Source organism: Pseudonocardia pini, assembly GCF_013870575.1.
In the GTDB taxonomy this organism is placed as follows: Bacteria; Actinomycetota; Actinomycetes; order Mycobacteriales; family Pseudonocardiaceae; genus Pseudonocardia; species Pseudonocardia pini.
The window spans coordinates 1-3,755 of the sequence record NZ_JACBXB010000564.1 but is presented as its reverse complement, the minus strand read 5'-3'; the positions used below and the strand labels follow the sequence as shown (position 1 = coordinate 3,755).

Genomic DNA, 3,755 nt, shown 5'->3' with positions numbered 1-3,755 from the left:
GCGGGCCTGCCCGGCCTGCCGATCGTGTTCGCGACGGTGCTGGCCGTCCTCGGCGTCGGGCTCGTCGTCGGGGCGTTCACCCGCGGCGGACGCGGCCTGATCCCGTTCGCGCTGATCTTCGCGCTGCTGACCTGGGGCGCGGTGGCGGCCAGGGTGCCACTGGCGCAGGTCACGCAGGGCGGGGTCGGCGACATCACGGTCGCCCCGGTGAGTGCCGCTGCACTGCAGCCGAGCTACGAGCGCGGCGCCGGGACCGTCGCGCTGGACCTGTCGGGGATGGACACCGCCGTGGCCCCCGGCACGGACGCCACACCGATCCGGACCTCGGCGAACGTCGGGCTCGGCACGATCGAGGTGACGGTGCCCGCGAACGCGGACGTGACCGTGCGCGCCCACGCCGACATGGGGGACGTGCTGTTCGGCACGACCGAGCAGAGCGGCACCGGCGCCGCGATCACCGTGGTGGACGACCTCGGCGCCGACGGCGTCCGGTCCGGTCGGCCGATCGAGCTGGACCTGCGGGCGGGTCTGGGCAGCGTGGAGGTGCACCGTGGCTGACCGACAGCCTGCCCGGACGCGGCGGATGCCGGACCTGCTGACCCTGCTCGTGGGGCTGGTGAGCCTCGGGATCGCGGCCTCGGGCTTCGTGGGCCGAACCCCCGACGCGGTCGGGTTCGACGCGAAGTGGCTGCTCGCGGGCGGCGCGATCGTGCTCGGCCTGCTCCTGCTCGCCGCCAGCGTCAGGAAGCGTTAGTCCCTCCCGAGAGGTCGGGAACGCGGCCGGCCGGTGCGGTCCGCTGGTCGTGAGTGGCGATAGTGGCTATGGCGACTATCGCCGCTCACGGGTCACTCCCACTCGATGGTGCCCGGCGGCTTGCTCGTGACGTCCAGGACGACCCGGTTGACCTCGGCGACCTCGTTGGTGATCCGCGTGGAGATCCGCTCGAGGACGTCGTAGGGCAGCCGGGTCCAGTCCGCGGTCATGGCGTCCTCGGAGCTGACCGGGCGCAGGACGATCGGGTGACCGTAGGTGCGGCCGTCGCCCTGGACGCCGACGGACCGGACGTCGGCCAGCAGCACGACCGGGCACTGCCAGATGCTGGTGTCGAGCCCGGCGAGCGTGAGCTCCTCGCGGGCGATCGCGTCGGCCTGGCGGAGGGTCTCCAGCCGGGAGGCGTCGACCGCGCCGATGATCCGGATGCCGAGGCCGGGGCCGGGGAAGGGCTGTCGCTGCACGATCACCTCGGGCAGGCCCAGCTGGGCGCCGACCGCGCGGACCTCGTCCTTGAACAGCGCCCGCAGCGGCTCGACCAGGGCGAACTCGATGTCGTCCGGCAGCCCGCCGACGTTGTGGTGGCTCTTGATCGTGGCCGTGCCGGTCCCGCCGCCGGACTCGACGACGTCCGGGTACAGGGTGCCCTGCACCAGGAACCCGACGTGCTCCTCCGCCGCGACCTCGGAGGTCGCCGCCTCGAAGACCCGGATGAACTCCCGCCCGATGATCTTGCGCTTCTCCTCGGGGTCGGTCACCCCGGCCAGCGCGTTCAGGAAGCGCTCGCGCGCGTCGACGGTGTGCAGGTTCGCACCGGTCGCGGCCACGAAGTCCTTCTCCACCTGCTCGCGCTCGCCGGCCCGCAGCAGCCCGTGGTCGACGAACACGCAGGTCAGCCGGTCGCCGATGGCGCGTTGCACCAGCGCGGCGGCCACCGCGGAGTCGACCCCGCCGGACAGCCCGCAGATCGCCCGCCCCTCGCCGACCTGGGTGCGGATGGCCTCGATCGTCTCGTCGATGATCGACGCCGTGGTCCACGACGGCCCGACCCCCGCGATGTCGCGCAGGAAGCGGCGGAGCACCTCCTGGCCGTGCGGGGAGTGCCCGACCTCGGGGTGGTACTGCACGCCCGCGAGCCTGCGCTCGGTGTCCTCGAACCCGGCCACCGCGACCCGGTCGGTCGACGCCGTGACCGTGAAGCCCTCGGGGGCGCGGGTCACGGAGTCGCCGTGGCTCATCCAGACGGGGTGGTTCGTGGGCAGCCCCGCGTGCAGGACCCCGGCCTCGGGTGCGACGTGCACCTCGGTGCGGCCGTACTCCCGGGTGCCGTCGTGCGCGACCTCGCCGCCGAGCGCCCGCGCCATGGCCTGGAAGCCGTAGCACATGCCGAAGACCGGGATCCCGGCCTCGAACAGGGCGGGGTCGACCTCGGGCGCCCCCTCGGCGTACACCGACGACGGCCCACCGGACAGGACGATCGCCGCCGGGTTCCGCGCGACGATCGAGGAGACGGACTCCGACGACGGCACGATCTCCGAGTACACCTGCGCCTCCCGCACCCGTCGGGCGATGAGCTGCGCGTACTGGGCGCCGTAGTCCACGACGAGAACGGTGGGAGTGTCCACACGACCAGGGTAGAGCGCGACCCAGGTCACCCCACCAGACCGGTCGAGATGAACCAGGGGCTGTCCAGACCATGATCGAACAGCACCCTGGTTCATCTCGGCGGGGCGCGGGAGCTGTGATCTGTCACCCCCGTGAAACGTCTCGGCGGCCTCGACCCGGAACAATGTGCGGACGTGACCATCCGCGTGGCCCTCGAGCACCGAACCCACTACGAGTTCGACCGTGCCGTGAATATCGGCCCGCACACCGTGCGGCTGCGACCGGCTCCGCACTGCCGCACACCGATCGAGAGCTACTCGCTCACGGTCGAGCCGCGGAACCACTTCGTGCACTGGCAGCAGGACGCGCACTCCAACCACCAGGCCCGGGTGGTGTTCCCCGAGCCGGCCACGAGCCTGAGCGTCACCGTGGACCTGGTCGCCGACATGACGGTGATCAACCCGTTCGACTTCTTCCTCGAGGAGTACGCCGAGCGCTTCGGCTTCGCCTATCCCGCCGAGCTGGCCGCGGACCTGGAGCCGTACCTGCGGCGCGTCGAGCACGGGGCGCCGCTGCAGAAGCTGCTGGCCACGATCCCCCGCGGCGACGAGCCGATCGTCTCGTTCCTCGTCTCCGTGAACCGCGCGGTGCGAGACGCCGTGGACTACTCGGTCCGCATGGAGCCCGGCGTCCAGACCCCGGACGAGACCCTGACCAGGGGAATAGGCTCCTGCCGGGACTCCGCCTGGCTGCTCGTGGCCCTCATGCGGGAGATGGGGCTCGCCGCGCGGTTCGTCTCCGGCTACCTCGTGCAGCTCGCGCCCGACGCCGTCCCGGGCGTCCCCGCCCCGTCCTTCCGCCAGGACTTCACCGACCTGCACGCCTGGGCCGAGGTGTTCGTCCCGGGCGCGGGCTGGGTCGGGCTCGACGCCACCTCCGGCCTGCTCGCGGGCGAGGGCCACATCCCGCTCGCGGCGACGCCCAGCCCGCGCCACGCCGCCCCCATCTCGGGGCTGGTGGACCCCTGCGGGTCCCGGCTCGAGTTCTCCAACGTGGTCCGCCGGATCCACGAGGACCCGCGGGTCACGGCCCCGTACTCGGACCCGCAGCGGGAACGGATCGACGCCCTCGGCGCCCGCATCGACACCCTCCTCGCCGAGGGGGACGTCCGGCTGACCATGGGCGGTGAGCCGACCTTCGTGTCCACCACGGACATGGCCTCGCCACAGTGGACGATCGCGGCGGACGGCGAGGACAAGCGCCGGATGGCCGACGTGCTGGCCGCGCGGCTCAAGGCGCACTACGCCCCGAACGGCCTGGTCCACCGCGGCCAGGGCAAGTGGTACCCCGGCGAGCCGCTGCCGCGCTGGCAGACCGC

General features: G+C 72.8%; 3 protein-coding genes and 1 pseudogene. 3 read left to right on the top strand and 1 reads right to left on the bottom strand.

Annotated elements, in window-relative coordinates; genetic code table 11:
- Both H5J29_RS24785 and H5J29_RS24780 read left to right on the top strand, forming a co-directional pair.
- A pseudogene (locus H5J29_RS24785) lies at nucleotides 1–558 on the top strand (cell wall-active antibiotics response protein); the annotation flags it as partial.
- Entirely contained in the window at nucleotides 551–754 is a 204-nt protein-coding gene (locus tag H5J29_RS24780) for a hypothetical protein (protein ID WP_181783436.1), read from the top strand. The pseudogene H5J29_RS24785 and the gene H5J29_RS24780, both read left to right, overlap by 8 nt.
- A gap of 92 nt (nucleotides 755–846) precedes the next feature.
- Here the strand turns inward: H5J29_RS24780 and guaA are convergent, their stop codons facing one another.
- The gene (gene guaA, locus H5J29_RS24775; RefSeq protein WP_312858386.1) at nucleotides 847–2,397 is read right to left on the bottom strand and encodes a glutamine-hydrolyzing GMP synthase; all 1,551 of its coding nucleotides are present in this window, start codon (nucleotides 2,395–2,397) and stop codon (nucleotides 847–849) included.
- A 174-nt stretch (nucleotides 2,398–2,571) separates the two neighbouring features.
- On the opposite strand from guaA, the gene H5J29_RS24770 reads away from it, so the two are divergent.
- A partial coding sequence (locus tag H5J29_RS24770) for a transglutaminase family protein (protein WP_181783434.1) occupies nucleotides 2,572–3,755 on the top strand: 1,184 nt, incomplete at its 3' end.